Source organism: Pectinatus frisingensis (assembly GCF_014076555.1).
Taxonomy (GTDB): Bacteria; Bacillota; Negativicutes; order Selenomonadales; family Selenomonadaceae; genus Pectinatus; species Pectinatus frisingensis.
This window is the reverse complement of the sequence record NZ_CP045424.1, coordinates 13,915-37,777: the sequence shown is the minus strand read 5'-3', so window position 1 is coordinate 37,777 and position 23,863 is coordinate 13,915. Positions and strand designations below refer to the sequence as shown.

Sequence of the window (23,863 nt, the reverse complement as noted above, 5' to 3'; positions counted from 1 at the left end):
AACTACTTTACTGTAAAAGTTCAAACCTGATATAAAATATCCCGGTCATTACATTATTCATTAATGTAATGACCGGGATATTTCTATATACCTGTTTATACTATATAAACATCATTAATTTTTATTATCTATATTAAGCTTTTCAAATATTCCAAAGCACATACTTAAAACAATGGCAGTGACTGTTGCCAATCCCATGCCTTTAAGTTGCACAGGTCCGATAATAAGCGTTGCTCCGCTCAATCCGCTTATCAGGGTAACTGCCGTCAATATCATATTTTTTGATTTAGTATAATCCACCTTTTTTTCAATCAATATACGAATTCCCGAGCAGGCAATTATACCAAATAATAATATGCTCACTCCCCCCATCACCGGAACAGGAATGGCATGAATAATCGCGGCAATTTTCCCAATAAAAGAAAACACAATAGCAAATATTGCCGCTCCACCGATCACCCATACACTATAGACACGAGTTATCGCCATCACTCCCATATTTTCTCCATATGTAGTATTTGGTGTAGATCCAACAAACCCAGAAATTATATTAGAAAGTCCGTCAGCAAATAAAGATCGATGCAGACCGGGATCTTTTATTAAATCACGATGCACAATGCTGCCGGTCACAAATAAATGTCCGATATGTTCTGCAAAAACGACGAATAATGCCGGTAATATCATCATTATTGCGCTGAGATTAAAATGTGGTTCATAAAATGTAGGAACACAAAACCATGGCGCACTTTGTACTCCTGACCAATCGACAATTCCAAGGAAAAATGAAATTATATAACCGGCTACAACACCAATGAGAACCGGAATTATCCCAATAAAACCACGCCCCAAAACTGAAGCCAAAATAGTAATTATCAAGGTGAGTCCTGATGCAATCATTGCCAAATGATTAGGAATATTAGATGCAGATGATGAATTTCCCATAAATCCTGCCATAGTGAGTGCAAGCGGTGCAAGCTCCAAGCCTATTACACTTACCACAGATCCCATTGCTGCCGGCGGTAAAACAAAATCAATCCATTTTGTGCCAACCTTGCCGATAATTAATGATAAAATGATAAATGATATCCCAAAAGCAATAAATCCACCCTGCGCATCACCATAACTCATGCCGGCTGTTCCGATTACTGCTAAAACCGGTGAAATAAATGCGAAACTTGATCCCAAATAAGCCGGCAGCCGACCTTTACAAATTACCAAATATAAAATAGTCCCTACGCCGTTCATAAATAATGCCGTAGCCGGATTTACCTTAAGCAAAAATGGAACCAGTACAGTCGAACCAAACATAGCAAATAAATGCTGCAGGCTGAGCGGTATCCCTTCCAATAAAGGCACCCGCTCTTCGACATCATAATACTTTTTCATCTTCCTACATCCTTTATAAAGTTTTATTGGTGAATTACAGATAAATTACCTTATTACAATACAATTGCCCTGGAGTGAGCGGTAAATCACTTATCCCAAGGCATTCTTATTATAAAATTAACATATTCACCTTATTCATTCTGCCACAACAACAGTAAAATTACAAGGTACATCAAAATTCCATAAAACTTATTCTATGCTAATTCCCGCATTTTGGCTGCCCATTTTATAACCATTAATGTCAAAGGTTACAAATGTAAACCCTAGTTCACTTAATTCCTTATATATTTCAGAACGCAGTTTTTTTGACATTAACTTAGGCATTTCGTCCGGCATGACTTCAATACGTGCTAAATCGCCATGATGGCGCACCCGTAATTGTCCTTCCACATACTTATGAAGAAATTTTTCTGCCTGTTCCACTTGATCAAGACGCTCAGGTGTCAATTTCAACCCATATGATAAACGGGAAGCAAGACATGCCTGGCTTGGCTTATTCCAAACAGGCAGGGCAAACTTCTTAGCTAATGCACGGATCTCTCTTTTCCCCATACCAACTTCTAAATATGGTGATTTCACCATATCCGACAATTCCTCAACAGCTTTCATACCAGGGCGATAATCGCCCCTATCATCTAAATTTGACCCTTCAATTACATACCTAAACCCATTTGCCCTGGCCCAGCTGCACATATTAGTAAACCTGAATTTCTTACAGTAGTAACAACGATATTTGTCATTAGCTGCAATCTCCGGTACACCAACATCATCACTATTCATCAAAATGTGTTTTATTCCTATCATGCCCGCCACCTTAACAGCATCCTGCTTCTCACTATCCTGCAGCAGTGGTGAATCAGCCGTAATGGCCACAGCATTATTCCCCAATGCCAGATAGGCAGCCTGGGTAAGCAATGAACTATCTACCCCACCGGAAAAAGCAATGACTAATTTTCCATAACCACGTAATATATTGATCAATTCATCGAACTTATCCATACAGCACCTCATAACTTACCTTTTATTTTAACCATCCAGATACTTTTATAAAATTCATGCCAGACAATGACTATTATAATTATAAATAATAGTATTTCCACATTTTTAACAACACCTTATATACTATTATAGCAAAACTCACCTATATTTTATAGAGATTAAAAGTAACCCATTATTTGTGGATAATAGCAAAATCAAAAAAGTTTACACGGATTTTACTTTTTCTTAAAAAAAATCAGCTGCATTTATGTTAGCGTAATAAGGGAATTTAAATCCAGCCCTTAAATAGCAGGTGAATATATTGAAAATAAAGCTCCGTTTGACAATAACTTTTGCCATAATTATCTTATTTACCGCTTTTGTCGGTATCTATGCTGGTTTTTGCCTAAAAACAGTTAATAATTATTTACAGACTATGGCCAATTCCAACCTGCCGCGTATGACTGCAATGCAAGAAACTGTGCGTTTAATTGAAGCCTATCACGCAACCACATATAAACTGCTTTGGTATCGAAAAAGCAGCCATTTCTCACAGCAAAATGAAAACTATATCATTAAAGATCTAAATGAATATTCTCAAGAAATAGATGACAAAATAACTAAAATGAAAAATTTTCCCAATGAAAGTCAGTTGGCAAACATCAGTGACATGGCAGCTACCTGGCAAAATTATAAAACAACCACTGCCACGGCAATAATCAACAATAAAATCGATGATTCTGCCGAAAAAGAACTATCCAATACAGGTAGTATTGGTAAATATTACAGTAGTTTATTGACACAGGCAGAAGAATTCAAACAACTTAATGAGGGCTATGTAAACATAGCCGTAAATGACAGCAATATCAAATATAAAGAAGCAATTACTGCCGTAATTGTTTCAGTGCTGCTATCTATACTCGTAACAATAGTCATCGCAGCTTCATTCGGTCGTTATTTTAATAAATTTGTCAATAGTTTTCTTTATGTCAGCAATCAAAATGCTTCCGGTAACCTTCGTGAACATTTAGACATCACCGGTAAAGATGAATTTTCAATGATAGCTGCATCATATAATATCATGTTAAACAAAATATGTATATTAATAAAAAACATACAGCAAATAACGTTAAAAGTATCAGATATTTCCAGCCAGATAACAGTTATTGCCTCTCAATCAGCACAAATGATAAATCAGTTTGTAAACTCTTCCGTAACAACTGCTGGCTCCATCAAAGAACAGACAATCAATGTCACCAACACCGTACAAGTTGTCAATAAGATGGTTAAAAATATGGCTCAAATATCAAATCAAACTGAACAATCGGTGGCTAAAGCAGAAGAATCTGCCCAAATCGCCAATATCGGTGACAATTCCATCAGGCAGACGGTACAGCAAATGTCTTCCATTTCCACCACCAATGAAAAATTAGTCTGCCGAATAAATAATCTCAATGAGAATTTGTCACAAATAGTCAAAATAATCGACACAATAGCCAATATTGCAAAGCAAACCGATCTTTTGGCACTTAATGCAGCGATTGAAGCCACCCATGCCGGTGAATATGGTACCGGCTTTACCGTAGTAGCCAGTGAAATCAGGGATTTAGCCGAACAATCAAAGACAGCTGCCCAGCGAATTGAAAGAATAATACTCTCTATATGTGAAATGACCGATAAAACCACTGAATTAATGATGTTGAACAGCAAAGAAATCAACATTGGCAGTGCTGATGTCAATAATTCAGGAAAATCTTTTCAAAAATTGCTGTCCATAAGCAGCGAAATGTCTTCACAAATAAAACTGATTGCCCAGAACATAACTGAGTTAACCGATTCCTCCCACCATGTGATCAAAAAAGTAAACCATATGCATGAAGAAATAAATGATGTCAATTTACAAGTACAATCCGCTTCAAATTCAATTCAGCAGCAATCATCATCACTGGAAGCAATAAGTTCAGCAAGTAATTCTCTTGCTGCCATAACCGAAGAGCTTACCGACAAAGTAAAACAATTTCAAATCTAATATTTTCTCTACTATTGAATCCCTCCAGCAAACTTTGCAGTATGCAGGTGAATTGCCAATTTATTTGTGCTATACTACCCCTAAGCAATAAAATAATCCAATTAGTGAGAGTGGGGAAACAGTATATGAATAAAAAATTCCTGGCCGCTGTATTTATTTTTGTTTTTTCATTAACAGCTTTTGCTTCAGCAGAACCGCGCTGGCAAAAAATAATAACCACAGATCAATATAGATATTATTTTGATACATTGACTATTTCATATGGTAAAACCGTTCCTAAAAACGAACGAGATGATATAAAAACAGACCGAAACATAATAGATTTTAATGCTCAAAAAATTTATTGGAATCCACAGGATATGGTTAAAACATTACAGCAGATCGATAATCATACAGACTGGTCCACACTTTCCTATTCTGTTGGACACTACCAATATGATAAGAAAAATAAAAAATTATTCCAAGGCAATATTTCATTTTTCGATGCTAACGGTATGTTGATTGGTACCATCAACCGCAGCATATGGCAGGATATAATTTTAGGCAGTGATGAGGAAAAAATATACAATTGTTTAGTAGAATATGCCAAAAAACACAACCAGGAATTAACAACCCGTTCATGAAACTTTTAATAAAAAATGGAGCTGTCGCACAAACGACATCGATCTCATAAAAATGCAATTTATCACCACTGTAACGGTCTTCCGTCCGCATATAAGGGGATATGATATTACAATATTTATGAATGAAAATGTTTGCATACGACAGCCCCATTTTCTTACATATTGACTTTAAATACATTAGTAGCCGATTGTAATTCCTGAGCCATTTGAGCCAGACTCTGACTTGCTGAAGTTATCTCATCCATAGATGCCAGCTGCTGCTGCGCCGCTGCTGAAACCATTTGTGATTCATCAGAATTTGTCTTGCTTATATTGTCAATTGATTTTATTGACATATTAAGTTTTTCACTGTTATCGGCAATCTGTTGCAATGAAGTATGAATATTTTTTATTCCCTTGCTGCTGGTATGGATTAAATCGGCTATCGATTTCAAACTATTGCCCACAATCCCAACACTTGCCACACCATCTTTTACCTTTTCGTTCCCGGTCATCATGGCCTGTACAGCCGATTCAGTGTCTTTTTGAACCATATTGATTTCTTCAGCAATTTTCTGTGCTGCCTGCTGCACTTCTTCTGCCAGCTTACGTACTTCTTCAGCAACTACAGCAAATCCCCGCCCCTGTTCTCCAGCGCGAGCTGCTTCAATAGCGGCATTTAACGCCAATAAATTAGTTTGTGATGCTATACCTGAAATAGTATCGGTTATCTGACCAATATGTTTTGATTGTTCACCAAGTTTTACTATTACACTGGTTGAATTTTGTACAGCTTTTTCTATTTCTTCCATATTCCTAACCATAGAATCAACATCACGGCTGCCTTTATCAGCATGTTCTGCTACTTGAGTAGATTCATTCGCAACCTCAACACTATTGTTTACAATTTCCTCAATTGTTTTATTTACATGAGCAACTGTAGCAGCCACTTCATTGGTAGACTCGGTCTGCCTATTGGTTCCATCAGCGACTTTTGTTATCGATACTGCCACCTGGTTAGCCGCCTGCGTAGTCTGGGCCGCACTTGCCGTAAGTTCTTCGCTTGACGCTGCTATAGTATCAGATTTTTCTTGAACCTTTTTAATCAAAGAATACAATTCATTACGCATCTTATTAAAATCTTTTCCCAAAATAGCTATTTCATCATGTCCGGTTATCTCTATTTTTTGAGTAAAATCACCTGCAGCTATTTTTTCTACATGTCCGGATAATACCTGTAATGGCAAGGTTATACGCTTAGCGACCATCCGTGTTACTACCAATACTATCAACAAAGCCAATACTGTGCCAATAATAAATATCCATCTGAGTGCAATAAGTGGTGCATAAATTACAGCTGTAGGTATATTTACTCCTAACAGCCATTTTGTCGCAGGTATCTTTTCATATACCAACAAATTTTCTTGTCCATTCATAGAGTATGTAACAATACCACTATTTTGGTTATCAATATTCGCATTACCAAGAGCTGTATTAAGCGGTGCTAATTCGTCAACTTGTTTGATGTCTTTATCTACAAAATCTTTGTTCGGATAAGCCATTATTGTACCCTTATCATTGAGCAAAAAGGCATTGCTGTCCTTAAACGGATGTATTTCGCTGACGTTTTTCAGTAACGTATCAATTAACACGTCTTCCGACAAAACACCATTTACTTGTCCTGCATTATTTTTTATCGGCATGCTTATCGATATGGCAATTTTTTTAGTAATTGCATCTGAGTAGGGTTCACTAAATGTCAGATTTCCCGCTGTCATCGCATCTTTATACCATGAACGAGTACGCGCATCAAAACCAGCCGGTGGTGTCCATCCCGAGCCATCAATTATTGCCCCATCCGCCGCCGTGCCAAAATAAAAATCGCTAATATCCTCATCTGCTTCCTTAATTCCGCTTACCATTGGAAATGTCACCGACTCGTTACCAGTCAATTGATGTATTGTTGCTGCTTTTGTCCTTAATATCGCAGCTTTGTTAGTCAGCCAACCATTAAGTTTGTTACTATAAGAATCCATCGTTGCTGCTGCTTTTCCTTCTATCTGATTTTTTAAAGCCCGTTCGGCATAAAAATATGCCACACAAGAAATTACTACTATAATTGCAGTCATCAACACAGAAAATATAACCGTTAATTTTTTTTCTAGATTCATCATTCGTCCCCACCAATCCATTGTAATAAAAAAACTCGGACATATTCGTCCAAGTCTTCATTGACAGAACATAAATTTCATTTCTATAAATTAGGATAATACATAAAATATAACTTGTCCATAAAAACATCTAATTTTATGACAAATTTTATTGTTTTTAGATAAAAATAATAATAAAAGTATCTATATTACATATATTTACCTTACAATAACAATCAATATTATCTCTTATTAATCATCTCTTGTGCCAATCGCTGACCAAAAGCTCTGCACAATTGTTTATCATCCTTATTCGGAGTGCCATGTACGATAATTCCTTTTCCCTCAAACAGAACCGCCTTGTCATCATTTATCCGATGCTGCCATGTACGCATCCATTCACCATCTCCCCAATCGTATGACCCAAATAAGGCTATTATTTTCCCTGTAAGATGCATTTCCAGCTCAGTAAAAACCGGTTCAAACTCATCTTGTTCCAATTCTTCTACACCCATAGCAGGACAGCCAAAAGCTATTTTTTCAAATTCTACCACACGTTCTGTCGGAAAATCAGCCGCCGAAAAAATTTCAACTACTTCCCCAGTTCGATTAATCCCATCAGCTATAGCATCAGCCATTTGTTTTGTATTTCCGGATGCGCTCCAATAAACAATTGCAATTTTTCCCATTTATACCATTCCCTTCTTAAACAGCCTTCTCCATAAGATCTGTAAGGCTTTGTCCCGCAGCAATACAAGAACAAAACCGTTTACAACACTTAGCATATTGAAAAAATAATTTTTCAGCTTCATCAATATTGGAATAAACTTTCCACTGTCCGCTATATTTAAAATTCTGCCCATTGTTTTTAATAAATCCCTGTACATCTTGTAACGGATAGTTCAAAAAAAGACCTATCTCATGCGGAAATCCTTTTTGTAAATGCATACGTATTTTTAAATAATGCAGACATCGCGCTACATTACCAAAACCTTGATAACCGTAATTAATTAAAAATTTTTGATTTTCCTTTTCCATCAATATTTTATGTAGTATCTCTTTATTGTAAATAAAAACCAAATAATAATTCAATGACTCAGATAATGTAAACATATATATATTATTGCATTTAAGGCAATTCCTATATTTTTTTTGAACCTGTGTAAAATTATGTACTTTATTTTTATTGATCGAAATCAAACTTCCCGACTTAATACCAGCCAGTGTCGGTGCACAATGAAATGATAACAGCATTTCAAAATCCTTTAATGGTTCCACTTAACCGCCTCCATATTGAAAATCATTATCAACTATACTTGAATTATATTATAATTGATAATAGTTTTCAATATATTTTTCTGTAACAATAAATATTTCTTCATGATATATGTTCAAAATAATATTACCCATACTATTACCTTTTCATTATCTGTTAATAACTGAATAAATATGTGTATAAACTTGCTATAATATTATTAGTATTTGTATAAATCATTCAAAAATTATACTCAAATTTTTTCCTTATTTCTATTATAAGTATAATTTAATGTCAATTTAGTTATCCACATTTTTAGTCACAGCCTGTGACTAAAATATATTAACTTCATTTCTTTTTGCTAAAATACCGCAAAATTACTAATTTATTTACTAAGACACTTTATCAACAATTATCTTTTTTTTAACATAATGCTGTGTATAAATTACGATAAAAATAATCATATTCAAAATCAATCTTATTTTATAATCATCACATAAATAAACTGTAACATAATAACATTACTTAATTTATAATAGTTATAGCTTTTGTAATATTAAAACATTATTAATAATATATTATAATAATAAAGACTAATATACTGAAAATATAACTGTTAATAACTTTTTTTAATTGTTGGTCATCTAAAATCATATTTTCTTGGCATAAATAATATTAGTTATTCATTACTATAAATAATTATAAAAAAACAAATATTTGCGTTTGAAATTGAAAATCGTTGAATTCTTAATTATAAGTGATAAAAATCTATTATTTTAGCAAAATATAAGCATTTATTTTTTTTATATTATTGTTATAATAAATAGTGTTAAAAGAAAGACAGTGCATATCTGCTGGATAATATTACATATAATTGGAGGAATATTTATTATGAAAAAATGGGTTTGCAGCGTTTGCGGTTACGTTTATGAAGGAGAAAAACCTCCTGAACAATGTCCTATCTGCAAAGCACCTGCTTCTAAATTTATTGAACAAGCCGGGGAATTAGTCTTTGCTGACGAACATCGTGTTGGTATTGCCAAAGGCGTTGACGAACGTATACTGGAAGGATTACGTCAAAACTTTAACGGTGAATGCTCTGAAGTTGGCATGTACTTGGCAATGAGCCGTGTAGCTGAACGTGAAGGCTATCCGGAAATCGCTGAAGCTTATAAACGTTATGGTCTTGAAGAAGCCGAACATGCTTCCAAATTTGCAGAACTTCTGGGTGAAGTCGTTACTGACAGCACTAAGAAAAATCTTGAAATGCGTGTCGCAGCTGAACATGGAGCTTGTCAAGGCAAGCTTGATCTTGCCAAATTAGCCAAGGAATTAAACCTTGATGCTATTCATGACACTGTTCATGAAATGGCTAAAGACGAAGCCCGTCATGGCTGTGGTTTCAATGGTTTACTTAAACGTTATTTTAACAAATAATTTTCTCCCCTTGAAATAAATTTTCCCCTTTATCTTCATCTAAATAAAAACCATAAAAAACCACATGCATTTTACCTGCATGTGGTTTTTTATGGCTTTTTATAAATCCTTTTCAATTATCATTACATAAACCGGCTTATTAATATTCCCCCGCCAACTAACCAGCAATATACAGCAAACGGAAACATTGCTGTATACTCATTTTTATGAAACCATTTTGTCATCAACCAAACTGATAAAAAAGCCATTACAGCCGATATTACACCACCAGCAATAGATATTGACAGCGTATTTGTAATGTTGCTTTCCACAAGATGAGGAATTTCCACTACAGCAGCCCCTAAAATTATTGGTGCGGCCAAAAGCATTGAAAATCGCAATGATTCACTATGCTTCAACCCGGCAATAAATCCACCTGTTATTGTTGCACCGGAACGGGAAAAACCAGGTATAAAAGCTATGCATTGACATATTCCAATAAAAAATGCTTCCTTAAACGTCATTTCATTAAGAGTTTTTGTACCTCTTTTACGGAATTTCTCTCCGGCATATAATAAAAAACCATTCATAATGAGAAAAAATGAAGCATTTGTCACGTTGCTAAACATGAACCGCAATATTTTTTCAAACGAAAAACCAATGATTACCGCCGGAATGCTTCCTACTATTATTAAATACAGTAATCTATTATCATGATATTTATGATGATAAAGCTTATTTAGAATATCCTTCCATTCATTATTAAAAAACAAGAACAACGAAAGTGCCGTCCCTAAATGCAGCATCACCATAAACGGTAAAAAGTTCTGTTTCAAAAATTCTTCATTTAAATTCCACCCGAACACATAAGGTGTTAATACGCTATGTGCCAAACTGCTTATAGGAAATAATTCCGTGATTCCCTGGACTATCGCTAAAATAAAGGTTTGTAAAAGGTTCAATTTAAGACTCCTTTTGAAAATTTATTTATTACATTTTACCTTCTTTATATGAAAATTATATGAAAATAGACTAATTAATTTTGTTGAACAAATTGACTATAATATAATTGTGAATATTTTCCATTCATATTTAATAATTCATCATGTGTCCCGCACTCAACTATATGACCTTTATCCATAACTATAATTTCATCGGCCTCACGAATTGTTGATAAACGATGAGCAATAACAAAACTCGTCCGTCCTCGCATCATTTTTACAAAAGCTTTTTGTATACGCAATTCTGTACGTGTATCAATATTACTCGTCGCTTCATCTAAAATCAACATTGGCGGATCAATAAGCATAATCCGCGCTATCGTTAAAAGCTGCTTTTGCCCCTGTGACAAATTAGCACCGGCATCCGTAATAAAAGTACTATATCCATTAGGTAAGCGACGAATAAAACTATGTGCATCAGATGCCTTAGCAGCCTCTATTATCCGTTTATTATCAGCGTCAGGCATACCATAAGCTATATTTTCCCGTATTGTGCCAGTAAACAGCCATGTATCCTGCAAAACCATACCAAAATTATGACGCAGTTCATCTCTAGGCATAGTTGTTATATCCACATTATCGATTAATATTCTACCTTTATTTAATTCATAAAATCGCATCAACAAGTTTACTAAAGTAGTCTTACCGGCTCCGGTATGTCCAACAATTGCTATTCGTTTGCCTGGGGATACATTCAAATTAAAATCATTTATTAATGGCTGTTTAACATTATAAGAAAAACTTACATGATCAAAAGTCACCTGTCCATTAAAAATTCGCATTGACTTACTATACGCCCTGTCTTCTTCTTCATGTAAATCTAAAATATAAAATATTCGTTTGGCCGATGCGGCAGCACTTTGTAATTGAGTGAATACTGCCGTAATATCATTGAATGGTTTGGCAAATAAACTAGAGTAAATCAAAAAACTGGCGATATCCCCCACAGTTATTTGTCCAATGATAGCCAAAACACTGCCAATAACACCTATAATCGTATACGTTATATTATTGACCAATCGGGTCGACGGATTAGTTAATGAACCAAAAAATTGTGCCCGTACACCCTTTTCATATAAATGTTGGTTTAATTTGGCAAATTTATCCAAAGATTTCTTTTCATAAACAAAGGCCTTTATTATATACTGTCCGGCAATAGCTTCTTCAGCATAACCATTCAGCAGTCCTAAATAACGGGCCTGTTCTTTGAATAAACTTTGCGTTTTCTTCGTTATGAACCTTGCCATGAAATACGTGCCCATAGCCGAAAAAACTACAACAATCGTCATTTTAGGACTAATATATACCATAAATCCCACTGCACCAAATATAGTGACAATACCGGTCAGCATATTTGCCATTCCCTGTACCATCCCATCAGAAACAGCATCAACATCATTTACAAAACGACTTACTATATCACCATGTGAATTTTTATCATAAAAACTTATCGGCAGCCTATTTATCTTGGAAAAAATCTGATGACGCAATCTATTAGCTGTTCGATAAGATATTGCATTAGTAAAATAAGTAAGTGTCCAAGTAAAAAAACTATTTAAAAAATATATTATCAATAACAGTTTCAATATCGAAAAAACAATTGAAAATTCAACAGTCCCCGTACCAACCATTGCATCAATGGCACGGCCTATGTATAATGGCCCCAGCAGGCTGGCAATAACGCTTATTACAGCCGACAACAAAGAAAATAGAAAATATTTTTTATAATAGCCAACATAAGCTACACAACGCTTTATTGCAACAGAATTTAATCTATTCATGCATATGCCTCCTCAGAAGAAAGCTGGGATAGGCAAATTTCACGATAAACAGGACATTGCTGCATGAGTTCGGCATGTTTTCCACATCCGGTTAAAGTTCCATCATCAAACACTAATATTTTATCAGCATATTTTATTGAACTGGCTCGCTGCGACACTATAAATACTGTTGTGTTCTGATAATTCTTTCTTATTTCCGATCGTACAGCAGCATCTGTAGCAAAATCAAGTGCACTCGTTGAATCATCAAGAATAAGTATTTCCGGATTACCTGCCAAAGCCCGGGCAATGGTCAGTCTTTGTTTCTGTCCACCAGAAAAATTCATTCCGCCTCGTTCTACCATAGTTTTCAACCCCAACGGCAATTCATCAATAAATTCTGCGGCTTGAGCTGTGCGAATGATTTCAGACAATTTCTCATCTGTTATATTTTCATTGCCCCAGCGCAGGTTATCTTCAATAGTTCCTGTAAAAAGCACTGCTTTTTGCGGTACAATACCAAATTTTTTACGCAATTTATATAATGGCCATTTACGTACATCACGGCCTTCAATAAAAATCTGCCCTTCAGAAACATCATAAAAACGCGGCAATAAATTAACAAATGTGGATTTACCCGAACCGGTGCTGCCTATAATACCGACTGTTTCACCACATTTTATCGTCACATTTATATTGGATAAAGCCATATCACCTGTACTGCTATATTTAAAAAACATATTCTTTATTTCAATAAAATCACAATTTTTGATTATTGAATCTTTTTCTGGTAACCCGTTATCCGTCTTTGGTAAAGATGATACTGCATCAAGAACCTGGCATACCCGTTTTGACGAAGCAAAAGCCTTAGTAAAAATCACCACTAAATTAGAAATAACAATCAACGCCAATAAAATCTGCGTAACATAATTGGCAAACGCGATAATTTCACCCTTAGCCAGATTACCGGTATCAATATGATAACTTCCTATCCATAATATCAGTATTATTACCATATTCATAACAAATGTTGTCAAAGGATTTAAAAGAGCTGAAACCTTACCGATGGAAAGAGCATTATCCATCAAGTCATCATTTGTTTTGTAAAACCTTTTTTTCTCTCGTTTGACATTGGAAAAAGCTCTTATTACCCGCACACCTGCTAAATTTTCTCTTATTACCGATGCTGTACGATCCAATTTTTTCTGATAAGAACTATAAAGAACAGATGATTTTTTTACCACATAATAAAGAATTGCCGCAAATATGGGTGCTGCACCCCAAAGTAATAGAGATAATCGCAGATCCAGCAGCATCGACATTACTATTGCACCAATGCAGATAAAAGGCGTTCTTACCACCAGCCTGATCATCATCGCCACTGCCAGCTGCAGTTGATTAATGTCATTGGTAATTCTATTTATCAATGATGCCGTACCAAATCCATCAATCTCGGCATTAGACAGTGATTGAATGTGATTGAACACCGTATTTCGCAGGGTAGTCCCAAACCCCTGCGAAGCACGTGCAGCAAAATATTGACATACCATAGAACAGCAAAAACCCAAAACGGACATTCCCAGCATCCATTCTCCCATATGAAGTACATATATAAGATCATGTTTGGCCACGCCATTATTTATAACAAACACCATCATTGTCGGCAGCATAAGTTCTAATATGGCTTCAAACAACTTGAAAATAGGACCCACAATACATTCCTTTTTATACGCTTTAAGAAAAACTGCCAATTTAAACACATCATCAGATCCTTAATCATTAATATATTGCCAATATCATCTTTTATTAGTATGATTATATCATTAGCTAATCCATATTAAAAATATTTGTTTTATCTGTATTTTATACTTTAAAAGTATGGGAGAAAAAATGGATATACGACAATTGAACTATTTTCTTACAATAGTCGAAGAGGGACAAATTACAGCTGCCGCAAAAAAACTCTGCATGTCCCAGCCACCTTTAAGCCATCAAATAAAACTTCTAGAAAATGAATTAGGCGTCAAACTTTTTAAAAGAGGACCTCGGCAAATTACTTTAACTGATGCCGGAAAAATCCTGGCAGCCCGTTCCAGACAAATACTTGATCTCACTGATTCCACGATAAAAGAAATTGATGATTTCAAACATGGCTTCCGTGGAACACTCACCATTGGAACAGTATCTTCATCTGGTAATATTCTGCTTAATAAAGGTATGACACGATTTCATCAGGAATATAATGATGTAAAATTCGAAATACATGAAGGAAATACTTACACTCTCATTGATCTTCTAATGAAAGGAATAATAGAAGTCGGCATCGTTCGCACGCCATTCAAAAATTCTCTGTTCAACTGCAAATATTCCACCGCAGAACCCATGGCTGCTGTCATGAATAAAAACTATGATTGGAATAATAATTCAGCAAACATTACTATTGATGAATTAAAAAATCGACCATTAATAATTTACCGTCGTTTCGAAAAACTTATCAATGATACTTGTGAAAAATATGGTTTTAAACCATTGATTTTTTGCAAAAACGACGATGCACGGACGAGCATACTCTGGGCTAACGCCGGACATGGCGTAGCTATTGTACCTCATTCTGCCGTTACCCTGGCTGCACATGAAAACCTACGGATAAAAATTATCAAAGAAAAAAGTTTAACTACACAAATAACCGCTATTTGGATGAAAGATAGATATTTATCTCTTTTAGCCGAAAAATTCATTGAATATTTTACCGCATCATAATACAATCTCTCCGTTGCTACTCGTCAATCATCCTTAATTTATGTTATTATATTATTGTATTAAATAAAAATTTCTTATGGATGAGAGAGATTATCATGGTTGATAAAATAAAAGCTGTCTTGGACAAAGTCTTAAGCGTTGAATTAAGCCGTAATAATGAGAGTATATTTTATAAGGCAAATATCAAACTCATTATGAATAGTGAGATTGACTTTAGTCTGTCAGAAGAATATGACAAAACCAGCCTTCATTTCCAAAAAGATGACGACATCACTGTAAAATTGAAAACTGAAGAATGCTGCTATGTATTTCAGGAAAAGTGCACTTATATAAAAAACGGACACTTAATTACGCTGAGTGTCCGTTCACCTCACAGACTGCTGCGAGAACAAAACAGAAAATTTGTCAGGGCATCATTGGAACGCCCAATAACTATTTTTACAGTTGAAAAAAATGAAAAAAAGACAATCGCCGAACTTACTGCCAATAATTTTTCCATCCAGATAAATACCTTTAAAACTATTGATATAAGCGGCGGTGGCCTGGCTTTTTACAGCAATTCCTATATAAAACCGGGAGCTTATATCATTATCAATCTTGATTTCATTTCTTTGGATAACGACAAATGCAGACAAAAAGCCAAAGTCATGCGTTGTTCAAAAGTAAAAAATTCCAAGGATCTATACTCTATTGGAACAGAATTCATCGATATTGCTTTTCCAGTCAGAGAAAAGATCAATCGTTTCGTTTTCGCTCAAATAAGAAAAAATGCTAAGAAAAAAGCAGAGCAAAAAACCTGATTATCCTAAAAGATTTTAAATCATCAATATATAAGTTTTATATCTTTCTTTTTTAAAAAATCTACCCATTTATCCGAAGGTTCCACATCGGTCACCAAATAATCTATTTGTTTAAAATCAAGTGTTTTAGCAAAACCGTTATTATCAAATTTTGAATGGTCGGCAAGCAGAATCGTTATTCTGGCTTGTTCGACCATTTTATTTTTTACCACACTTTCTGCTTCATTAGATTCAGTAATTCCCTGCTGCATTGATATTCCCTTGCAGCCAATAAGCGCAATGTCAACACAATACTTATTAAGTATATCTATTGCATCTGCACCGGTCAAAGAATAAGAATGATTACGCAAAGTACCCCCGCAGGCAATCACTTTGGCGCTGCTATGAATCAATGTATAAACTATTTTTATCGAATTAGTTATCCACGTTATATCTTTTTCATTTTTTAACAGCTCCACTACTTCCAAACAAGTAGTACTGGCATCTACCATTATAGAATCCTTTTCATTGATAAGAACACTGGCTTTTTGCGCGATCCTCTGTTTTTCACCAAGATTAAGATTTATCCGTTTTGAAAAAGAAATATCATCATAAGTATGCTCATTTAGTACCGCACCGCCATAACTACGATGTAAGAATTTTTGTTTTTCCAATTTTTCCAAATCACGTCTTACAGTTTCTTCTGTTACGTTAAATATGCCTGCTAATTCATTAACATATACTTTCCGTTCTTGTTGTATTTTACTAAGTATCTTTTGACGGCGTTCTATCCCTAACATATTATACTCCTCATTTCATATGATAAATCAAACAAAAAACAACATAAAAAATACAATGAATATAGCTTTAAACAATTTATTTCATTATACATCATTATATAATGCGCCACAAATACTGAATCATTAGATAAAATACATTTTCAAATAAAAAAGAAGAAAAAACAACATAAATATATTGACAAATAGTTATTTTAATATTAATATTTAATCAATAAAGAAAATCAAACAAAATAACAGATAATATTACTATTAAATCATTTCAAATTATGTGAAAATATTAATTTTATTAAATAAACAAACGGAATGAGGTATTATTAGTGAAATCATACTATTTGGCTATTGATATTGGCGCTTCCAGCGGCCGCCATATTCTGGGCTGGATGGATAATGATAAATTACGCATAGAAGAAATTTATCGTTTTGAAAACCATCTAAAAAATAAAAACGGTCATCTTTGCTGGGATTTAGAAAAATTATTCAATGAAGTTTTGACCGGCATAAAAAAATGCGGCGAACTCAATCGAATACCTAAAAGCATCGGCATTGACACCTGGGGTGTAGATTTTATTCTTTTGGATAAAAATAAATCCATGCTGGGTGATGCCGTTGCTTATCGCGACAGCAGAACTGACGGCATGGATAATCAAGTATATAAAATAATAAGTGAACAAGAATTATATAAACGCAGCGGTATACAAAAAATGATGATAAATACAATCTATCATTTATATTATATTAAATTAAACCAATCATCAATTTTAAAAAAGGCCGAACATTTTTTAATGATCCCGGAATATTTGAATTATCTTTTAACAGGACAAATAAAAAATGAATACACCAATGCAACAACAACCCAACTTGTTAATGCCAATAAACGAGACTGGGATTGGAAAATGATTGATATGCTGGGATTCCCTAAAAAAATTTTTGGCAAGCTCCATTTACCAAAAGAATCTGTTGGCATGTTCAAAGACAATATTGCTAAACTTATTGGCTTTAACAGCGAAGTTGTCCTGCCGGCCACTCATGATACCGGTTCAGCCGTTATATCTGTTCCCACTAATAACGATCAATCAATTTATATAAGTTCTGGTACATGGTCATTAATGGGAATTGAACGTCTTATTCCTGATTGCACAGAAAAAAGCCGCCTGCTGAATTTCACTAATGAAGGTGGTTATCATTACCGCTATCGCTATCTTAAAAATATCATGGGATTATGGATGATGCAGTCAATAAGGAAAGAATTTCAACATAAATATACCTATGAAGAACTTTTTACATTAGCATATATCGGTCGTTATTTTAAATCTATAGTAGATGTCAATGACACTTCTTTTCTGGCACCTGAAAGTATGATCAAAGCAGTCAGCAATTATTGCCACAGAACCAATCAACCAGAGCCACAAACACAGTGTGAATTATTATTTTGTATTTACAACAGTCTGGCTAAATACTATGGCACTGTAGTTAAGCAAATCGAAGATATTACCAATAATTCCTATAAATCTATATATGTTGTCGGTGGAGGCTGCCAGGATAGATTTTTAAATCGTCTTACAGCTCATTATACGAAAAAAAACATTTATGCAGGTCCTATAGAAGCTACAGCAATTGGTAATATTACCGTTCAAATGCTCAAAACAAAAGAATTTTCTGATTTACCTCAGGCTCGCATGATAATAGCGCGTTCCTTTGAAGTAAAGAAAGTAAATAATGATGAATTTTCTTTTGAAAATTAATAACCAGGAGAGTGTATAAAATGACAAATTTTGATGCAGCAAAAGAAACTTATGGACAAATTGGTGTTGATGCAGACAAGGCTATAGATACTTTAAAAAAAGTACGCATATCCATGCACTGCTGGCAGGGAGATGATGTTCTCGGTTTTGATTCTACGCAACTCACCGGAGGAATATCAGCTACCGGTAATTATCCCGGCAGAGCCCGCAATCCTGAAGAATTAATGAGTGATATCAAAGAAGCTTTATCACTTATTCCCGGCAACCACAAACTAAATCTCCATGCTTCTTATGCCATAACTGACGAAAAAATTGATCGTGACAAATTAGAACCGAAGCATTTTGCAGCCTGGGTAGATTTTGCCAAAGAAAACCATCTTGGGCTGGATTTTAACCCCACATTATTTTCCCATCCTAAAGCATCTGACAATCTTACATTGTCAAATCCTGACAAATCTATTCGTGATTTTTGGATAGAACATTGTAAAGCCAGCCGTAAAATTGCTGCATATTTTGGCAAAGAATTATCAATGCCATCATTAAACAATATCTGGATTCCTGATGGTTATAAAGACATACCGGCCGACAGAATGGGGCCACGCAGTCGTTTGAAAAATTCTTTAGATGAAATATTTAAACTTGATTATGATGAAAAATATATGGTCGATAGTATTGAAGGTAAGGTATTTGGCATTGGTGTAGAATCCTATACTGTAGGTTCACATGAATTCTACATGAACTATGCTGCACAAAATAATAAAATTTGCCTGCTCGATACCGGTCATTTCCATCCTACTGAAACCGTATCCGATAAAATTTCCACAATGCTTCTCTTCAATAAATACTTGGCTTTACATGTCAGCCGACCGGTACGCTGGGACAGTGACCACGTTATTTTATTTGATGACGAATTAAAAGAAATAGCTAAGGAATTAGTCCGCTGCGATGCTCTCGGCAGAACATTTATTGGCCTTGATTTCTTTGATGCCAGCATTAATCGTATCGCTGCCTGGGTCATAGGAATGCGCAACATGGAAAAAGCACTTTTATTTGCTCTTTTAATGCCGCATAAAACTTTGAAAAAAATGCAGGATGAAAGTAATTTTACAGAACTTATGGCCTCAATGGAAGAAATCAAAACCTATCCATTTGGTGATGTTTGGGATCATTATTGTAAAATACAAAATGTTCCCCAGAAAAAATCCTGGTTTAAAGAAATAAAACGTTACGAAAATGATATTCTTTCCCATCGCTGATCACTATACCACATATTAAAGAGGGAGCAACCTATGCCTATTACAGATGCAAAATTTATACAAGATTTTATCCGCCTGACAGATGACGCTTTCAAAAAAGGCTGGCACGAAAGGAATGGCGGTAATCTCAGTTATCGAATAAAAAATGATGAAATAAATAAAATATTGCCTGAATTAAAATCAGCAACCAATTGGCAGCCTATTGGCACCGAAGTTCCTAATATAGCAGGAGAATACTTTCTCGTTACCGGCAGTGGAAAATACATGAGAAATGTGATTTTATGCCCGGCTGATAATATAGCAATCATAAAAATAGATGATAAAGGAAAAAATTACAGTATTATTTGGGGATTGGAACATGGCGGCGTACCTACCAGTGAATTACCTACACACCTTATGAACCATGGAATAAAAAAAACTGTAACTAATGATAAAAACAGAGTTATTTATCATGCACATCCGGTAAATGCCATCGCTTTGACTTTTATTTTACCTTTGGATAGTAAAACATTTACCCATGAATTATGGGAAATGATGACAGAAGTACCTGTTATATTTCCCGAAGGTATAGGCGTGATTCCCTGGATGGTTCCCGGTGGAAAAGCCATAGCCGATATTACAGGCAAATTAATGAAAAAATATAATGCCGTAATTTGGGCACATCATGGTACATTTTGCGCCGGTAATAATTTTGATGAAGCTTTCGGCTTTATGGATACAATAGAAAAAGCTTCTGAAATATCAGTTAAAGTACACTCTATGGGTGGAAAAAAACAAACTATCAGCAACCAAAATTTTTGCGATTTAGCTGAAGCCTTTAAGATTCATCTCAATGAAAATTTTTTAAGTTAAACATTTAATAATATTTATATGACTGTATCAAATAATTTTTGCATACAGCCATATAAATAAACACAGCATTTATTAACTATTCTATTTTCATAATTTTAGTAAATATTAATAATTTCATAAAAGAAATGGGGATTAATAATGGACAATAAAGAACCCTCTGCCTGGAAAAAAACAATATTAGCTGCCATGACCAGCTATATTGATGCCGGTTCCATTGTTGCCGGAGCTGCCGGGTTAAGCTTATGGCAAGCCTATCTTGGTATGGATGGCTACCAGATGGGGCTTTTAGCGGCACTTTCTTCAAACGCTGGTTCTGCAGCAGTCGGTGCCTTAATCGGCGGAAGAATTTGTGATAAATACGGCAGAAAATTCGTCTATACCTACGATTTATTAATTTATATCATTGGTATGCTTCTCATAGTTTTCGGTATTAATTATCCTATGTTGCTAATCGGATATGTTATCGTAGGACTTGGTGTAGGTGCCGATATAGTCGCTTCCTGGACCTTAATTGCGGAAGAAGCCCCAGCCAAAAATCGGGCTAAACACTGCGGTTCCGCTCAATTTGCCTGGGCCCTCGGTCCGGCAGTAGTCTTACTTATTTCAGCCTGGATAAATCAATATGGCATGATAGGCAGCCGAATCGTATTTGGTCATTTGATTATTGTCGCAGCCTGGGTATGGTATCAACGTCTAAAAATGCCAGAATCAAAAGATTGGCGTGCTGCCAAATTAGCCGAAGAAAAACTTCTTGCCGAAGGTAAAGTAGAAAAAATATCTTACTCCACGCTATTATCCGGTATAAATTTAAAAACTGTTTTATTTCTGTGCGGAGTGTATTCAGTATGGAATCTATGTGCCAGTACCTGGGGATTTTTCATGCCCTATATATATGAACATGTAGGTAATTTATCTAACAGTATGTCCCAACTAATGTCAGTCGGATCGTTTGTAATTTCATTTGTAGGCACTTATTTCATTTTTATGCAGTTAGGTGATAAAGTAAGCCGCCGTCTTTTATACACAATAATCGGCGGTATCTATGTCATTGGCTGGGGAGTATGGGTATTACCGCCAGATATGCTCAGCATGTGGATGCTCATTATGTTTACAATATTTGCCGGTATAAACAACGGTTCAGGACAGCAGGCTTTTTATCAATTGTGGTGTTCCGAACTTTTTCCTACCAAATATCGTGCCACAGCCCAAGGTTTAACTTTCTTCATCACCCGTATTGCAGCTGCCGTCTGGGGTTTTTGTGTACCTGTAATAATGAATTCTCTCGGCTTTAGATATGCAGCTATGCTTATGGTCGCTTTTGCTTTTATCAGCTGGCTGGTAGGTACTATATGGGCACCTGATACAAATGGTAAAACACTTAAACAGATTGAAATTGAACGCTATGGACATGAAGTACAATAACCTGTCATTAAAAAGGAAGTATATAAAAATGGAACGATTTGCTTGGAAAGCCACAATAAAAAACGGTAAACTGGCAGAATACAAAAAACGCCACGCCAATATCTGGCCAGAAATGAAACAAGTTTTAAAAGACGCAGGAATAAATAATTATACCATCTGGAATACCGGTAATGAAGTCTTTGGTTATTTTGAATGCGAAAAAGGTATCGCTTATGCTGAAAAATATCAAGCTGACAGTCCAATTGTAGATAAATGGAATGAATATATGAAAGATGTAATGCTTATGGAAATGGACCCACAAACTGGAGCCCAGCCTAAGATGCAGCAAATATTTTTCCTTGCCTGAAATCTAACTAAACACATATTTGTCAATTTTAAATACCTACAAAAACAACCTATCATTGCATCACCTTGATAGGCTGTTTTTTATTTCATGCGATTTTCCCCTTATATTATAAAAGTCTGCCCAAATAACAGCTTTTATATTAAGTAAACCAGTTAATGTAAAACGGTTGACTATAATGTTTTTCACTCGTATAATAAATTTTTAAGGGAGGAATACGTATGTTAATGGACTTAGCCAAACAACTTACTATATTGCAAGGAGAACAATATAGTAATTCTTCTATAGCAAAACTGCATTGGCAATATGGAAAAAATAAATATAATGAAACTGGTCTTTCAATACTAAAAAAACGACATCATTTTATAAAAACCGCATGCACCATGAAAAAAGGAAACATGCAGGCACGTTTGGAAACATCACTTATTTTGCATTGCATACCTCAAAGAACTGTCTTAAATAATACCGATATCCCCGCTTCAGCCATATTCTGGCGAATTTTTTCACCAACAGAAATAACTGATTTTGTACAAACTATGGGTGACAAAAATCCTATACATAAAGGTCCTGATGCTATTATACCAGGTATTTTATTATTATCAGAAGTATTAAATACAGTAATAGATTCTGAAGATCTTACCATGCGTTTTTATAATGCAGCTTTAGCCGGGCAGTCGCTTTATTGGAACCAATTAAACAAAAAACATGTAGAAGTATACTCAAAAAAAAGGAAAGTTTTTGATTTAATAATGGGCAAACCAGCAAAAAACAGGAGAGACATTGATGGATAAAATGACATTATTTTCTATAAGAAATTTAACAAAAATGGCTGTATGTATTGCACTATGCTGCGTATCCGCATATATATCTTTTCCATTGCCTTTTACCCCTGGTATGGTCACAGCACTTACGTTGGTCATGAATTTAACAGCTTTTCTGCTGACACCAAAACAAACTTTTATCGTCATTTCAGGATATATTCTGCTTGGAATCGTAGGATTACCTGTCTTTGTAGGTGGTACAGCCGGTCTGGGAAAAATTTTAGGTCCAACAGGAGGATTTATTTTAGCATTCGCTGTCGCATATCCAATAGTCAGCTCATTAAAAGGCAATCTAATTTCACTGCGTCGTTACTTCCTTGCAGCAGTATGCATTGGTATCCCTATTACTTATATTGGCGGAGTTGTAGGAATGATGCTGTCTTTACATATAAATATCTGGCAGGCACTTGTCATGGCGGTATTTCCATTTATTCCTGGTGATATCATAAAATCTTTTGCCGCTGCCTGGATTGGTATAAAACTCAACAGAATATTTACCAAGGACATTTAA

21 protein-coding genes are annotated in these 23,863 nt (G+C 35.0%); 12 read left to right on the top strand and 9 right to left on the bottom strand.

Annotated features, from left to right (window positions below; translation table 11 throughout):
* Positions 1-114 precede the first annotated feature (114 nt).
* The gene (gene uraA, locus F8M42_RS00165) at positions 115-1,386 is read right to left on the bottom strand and encodes a uracil permease (RefSeq protein WP_182187429.1); all 1,272 of its coding nucleotides are present in this window, start codon (positions 1,384-1,386) and stop codon (positions 115-117) included.
* A gap of 189 nt (positions 1,387-1,575) precedes the next feature.
* Positions 1,576-2,385 carry an ATP-dependent sacrificial sulfur transferase LarE gene (gene larE / locus F8M42_RS00160; protein WP_182187428.1) on the bottom strand — a complete coding sequence of 270 codons (810 nt, stop codon included), beginning with the start codon at positions 2,383-2,385 and terminating at the stop codon, positions 1,576-1,578.
* 301 nt (positions 2,386-2,686) lie between these two features.
* Between larE and F8M42_RS00155 the strand changes: the two genes are divergently transcribed.
* Together F8M42_RS00155 and F8M42_RS00150 are read left to right on the top strand one after the other, a co-directional pair.
* The gene (locus F8M42_RS00155) at positions 2,687-4,393 is read left to right on the top strand and encodes a methyl-accepting chemotaxis protein (RefSeq protein WP_182187427.1); all 1,707 of its coding nucleotides are present in this window, start codon (positions 2,687-2,689) and stop codon (positions 4,391-4,393) included.
* Positions 4,394-4,518: 125 nt separating this feature from the next.
* Positions 4,519-5,016: a hypothetical protein gene (locus F8M42_RS00150; RefSeq protein WP_182187426.1), complete on the top strand. Its 498-nt coding sequence runs from the start codon at positions 4,519-4,521 to the stop codon at positions 5,014-5,016.
* A gap of 155 nt (positions 5,017-5,171) precedes the next feature.
* Here the strand turns inward: F8M42_RS00150 and F8M42_RS00145 are convergent, their stop codons facing one another.
* The 3 genes from F8M42_RS00145 to F8M42_RS00135 form a co-directional block, all read right to left on the bottom strand.
* Complete coding sequence (locus F8M42_RS00145) at positions 5,172-7,169, bottom strand: methyl-accepting chemotaxis protein (protein WP_229711368.1); 1,998 nt, start codon at positions 7,167-7,169, stop codon at positions 5,172-5,174.
* A 218-nt stretch (positions 7,170-7,387) separates the two neighbouring features.
* On the bottom strand, positions 7,388-7,834 hold the full coding sequence (locus F8M42_RS00140; protein WP_182187425.1) for a flavodoxin: 447 nt from the start codon (positions 7,832-7,834) through the stop codon (positions 7,388-7,390).
* 16 nt (positions 7,835-7,850) lie between these two features.
* The gene (locus F8M42_RS00135; RefSeq protein ID WP_229711367.1) at positions 7,851-8,423 is read right to left on the bottom strand and encodes a DUF3793 family protein; all 573 of its coding nucleotides are present in this window, start codon (positions 8,421-8,423) and stop codon (positions 7,851-7,853) included.
* An 868-nt stretch (positions 8,424-9,291) separates the two neighbouring features.
* Between F8M42_RS00135 and F8M42_RS00130 the strand changes: the two genes are divergently transcribed.
* A complete protein-coding gene (locus tag F8M42_RS00130) occupies positions 9,292-9,837 on the top strand; it encodes an NADH peroxidase (RefSeq protein WP_182187424.1) in 546 nt (181 codons plus the stop codon).
* Between the two features lie 122 nt (positions 9,838-9,959).
* On the opposite strand, the gene F8M42_RS00125 is transcribed toward F8M42_RS00130, so the two are convergent.
* The 3 genes from F8M42_RS00125 to F8M42_RS00115 all read right to left on the bottom strand — a co-directional run bounded on the left by F8M42_RS00125 (position 9,960) and on the right by F8M42_RS00115 (position 14,337).
* A complete protein-coding gene (locus tag F8M42_RS00125; protein WP_182187423.1) occupies positions 9,960-10,778 on the bottom strand; it encodes an undecaprenyl-diphosphate phosphatase in 819 nt (272 codons plus the stop codon).
* 74 nt (positions 10,779-10,852) lie between these two features.
* Positions 10,853-12,598 (bottom strand): ABC transporter ATP-binding protein, encoded by a 1,746-nt coding sequence (locus tag F8M42_RS00120; protein ID WP_182187422.1) that lies wholly within the window; start codon positions 12,596-12,598, stop codon positions 10,853-10,855.
* Positions 12,595-14,337, bottom strand: coding sequence for an ABC transporter ATP-binding protein (locus tag F8M42_RS00115; RefSeq protein ID WP_182187421.1), 1,743 nt, complete (start codon positions 14,335-14,337; stop codon positions 12,595-12,597). The genes F8M42_RS00120 and F8M42_RS00115 overlap by 4 nt, the downstream gene beginning before the upstream one ends.
* A 130-nt stretch (positions 14,338-14,467) precedes the next feature.
* Here F8M42_RS00115 and F8M42_RS00110 point away from each other — a divergent pair, with 130 nt between their 5' ends.
* Together F8M42_RS00110 and F8M42_RS00105 are read left to right on the top strand one after the other, a co-directional pair.
* Positions 14,468-15,337 carry a LysR family transcriptional regulator gene (locus tag F8M42_RS00110; RefSeq protein ID WP_182187420.1) on the top strand — a complete coding sequence of 290 codons (870 nt, stop codon included), beginning with the start codon at positions 14,468-14,470 and terminating at the stop codon, positions 15,335-15,337.
* Between the two features lie 95 nt (positions 15,338-15,432).
* Positions 15,433-16,137 carry a flagellar brake protein gene (locus F8M42_RS00105; protein WP_182187419.1) on the top strand — a complete coding sequence of 235 codons (705 nt, stop codon included), beginning with the start codon at positions 15,433-15,435 and terminating at the stop codon, positions 16,135-16,137.
* 23 nt (positions 16,138-16,160) lie between these two features.
* Here the strand turns inward: F8M42_RS00105 and F8M42_RS00100 are convergent, their stop codons facing one another.
* Positions 16,161-16,916, bottom strand: coding sequence for a DeoR/GlpR family DNA-binding transcription regulator (locus tag F8M42_RS00100; RefSeq protein WP_182187418.1), 756 nt, complete (start codon positions 16,914-16,916; stop codon positions 16,161-16,163).
* A gap of 317 nt (positions 16,917-17,233) precedes the next feature.
* Here F8M42_RS00100 and rhaB point away from each other — a divergent pair, with 317 nt between their 5' ends.
* The 7 genes from rhaB (at position 17,234) to F8M42_RS00065 (ending at position 23,863) form a co-directional block, all read left to right on the top strand.
* Positions 17,234-18,658, top strand: a complete 1,425-nt coding sequence (rhaB, locus tag F8M42_RS00095; protein ID WP_182187417.1) for a rhamnulokinase — start codon at positions 17,234-17,236, stop codon at positions 18,656-18,658.
* Positions 18,659-18,678: 20 nt separating this feature from the next.
* The gene (locus tag F8M42_RS00090) at positions 18,679-19,914 is read left to right on the top strand and encodes an L-rhamnose isomerase (RefSeq protein ID WP_182187416.1); all 1,236 of its coding nucleotides are present in this window, start codon (positions 18,679-18,681) and stop codon (positions 19,912-19,914) included.
* A gap of 33 nt (positions 19,915-19,947) precedes the next feature.
* Positions 19,948-20,766, top strand: a complete 819-nt coding sequence (gene rhaD / locus F8M42_RS00085; RefSeq protein WP_182187415.1) for a rhamnulose-1-phosphate aldolase — start codon at positions 19,948-19,950, stop codon at positions 20,764-20,766.
* A gap of 138 nt (positions 20,767-20,904) precedes the next feature.
* Complete coding sequence (locus F8M42_RS00080) at positions 20,905-22,188, top strand: MFS transporter (RefSeq protein ID WP_182187414.1); 1,284 nt, start codon at positions 20,905-20,907, stop codon at positions 22,186-22,188.
* A 28-nt stretch (positions 22,189-22,216) separates the two neighbouring features.
* Positions 22,217-22,534, top strand: a complete 318-nt coding sequence (locus tag F8M42_RS00075) for an L-rhamnose mutarotase (RefSeq protein ID WP_182187413.1) — start codon at positions 22,217-22,219, stop codon at positions 22,532-22,534.
* A 218-nt stretch (positions 22,535-22,752) separates the two neighbouring features.
* Complete coding sequence (locus F8M42_RS00070) at positions 22,753-23,322, top strand: hypothetical protein (protein WP_182187412.1); 570 nt, start codon at positions 22,753-22,755, stop codon at positions 23,320-23,322.
* Positions 23,315-23,863 carry a biotin transporter BioY gene (locus F8M42_RS00065; RefSeq protein ID WP_196596286.1) on the top strand — a complete coding sequence of 183 codons (549 nt, stop codon included), beginning with the start codon at positions 23,315-23,317 and terminating at the stop codon, positions 23,861-23,863. Before F8M42_RS00070 ends, F8M42_RS00065 begins: the two co-directional genes overlap by 8 nt.